Origin of the sequence: Mesorhizobium sp. M7A.F.Ca.US.014.04.1.1, from assembly GCF_003998745.1 — a bacterium.
GTDB lineage: Bacteria > Pseudomonadota > Alphaproteobacteria > Rhizobiales > Rhizobiaceae > Mesorhizobium > Mesorhizobium ciceri.
Map to the genome: position 1 here is coordinate 1 of NZ_RZRW01001008.1, position 1,271 is coordinate 1,271.

General features: G+C 61.9%; 2 protein-coding genes. One reads left to right on the forward strand and one right to left on the reverse strand.

All coding sequences use genetic code 11. The annotated features are described in order from the left end of the window. Positions 1-802 (reverse strand): substrate-binding domain-containing protein (locus EOA22_RS34005; RefSeq protein ID WP_127390633.1); only part of this gene is annotated, 802 nt, incomplete at its 3' end. A 183-nt stretch (positions 803-985) separates the two neighbouring features. Here EOA22_RS34005 and EOA22_RS34010 point away from each other — a divergent pair. Continuing rightward, on the forward strand, positions 986-1,271 hold a 286-nt coding region (locus tag EOA22_RS34010), incomplete at its 3' end, for an aldo/keto reductase (RefSeq protein WP_206521489.1).

The window sequence follows — 1,271 nt, forward strand, 5'->3', positions numbered from 1 at the left end:
ACACGAAACCGCAGGCATAGGTGTCGGAACCGCCGGTGCCGAACAGGCCGTTGACGGTCTTGTGGCTGAGATAATAGCTCTCGACGCGCGAGATTTCGGTTGCCGGATCCGGACCGGTGTTGACGACATCGTAGGTGACGCCGCTGCCACTGTCCTTGATCGCCTGGATGTAGCCGTCGAGGCGCGGCTGCGTGTTGAGTGAGCCCGGCACGCCGATCGACAGCATGACGTGGCCGCCCTTGGGGATCAGCTTCAGCCACTTCAGCGCCGAGTTGTAGCCGGACTGATAGAGCGGCTGGCCGACATAGGAGAGCCGCTTGTTGGGGCTGCCGACCGGCACGTCGGCGTTGAAGGCGACAACCGGAATGCCGGCTTGCGCGGCCATGTCGGTGGCGGCGTCGAAAGCCGTCGGGTCGACCAGGCACACGGCGATGCCGTCCGACTTCTGCGCGATCGCCGTCTGCATGGCGCTGACCATTTCGGAGACGACGTTCTTCTGCGAACCTGTCCACTGATAGCTGCAGCCGAAAGCCGCGCAGGCATCCTGGATGCCGTAGACCGTTGGCGTGAAGAACTGGTCGAGCGTCACGTGGCAGACGAAGTGGAATTTGTAGGGCTTCTTCGGCAGGCCGGGCGATGAATCCGCTGCTCGTGCCGCGCTGATGCCGCCGACAAGACCAGCACCCAGTCCGCTGGCGAGGCCGGCTGCGCCAAGGCCGAGTTTTCCGGCCAGCGCGAAAGCGCTGCGCCGGCTGATGCCGGCATTCACCATCTCCATCAGATTTTTCGTCTCGTCGTCCATGCGTTCCTCCGTTGTCGCTTTGTAGGCATCGCTACAATTGTCATCCGGTTACATTGTTATATGACAACTTTTGTGTCAATGCTTTTTCGCCGCCGAGTTCAGGACGGCCCTCTGCGGCCTAATGGCGCGAAGGCGGCCTTCTGGGCGGCACAAATGGACGATCAGGGATTACAGGAAGAGAAAATGGCTGAAATCGAATTCAGGGCTGTTAGCAAGGGCGGCCTGAAGGTGACGACGATCGGGCTCGGTGGCACGGGGCTCGGCAACATGTACCGCGCCGTCGACACCGATGCGGCGGTGAAGACTGTGCAGGCGGCCTATGAAAATGGCATCCGCTATTTCGACACCGCACCTGTCTATGGCTTTGGCGTCAGCGAGACGCGTCTGGGCCTTGCCATCAAGTCGCTGCCCCGCGCGGACATCGTCATCTCGTCGAAGATCGGCTACGACCTCGTGCCGATCCCGCCCG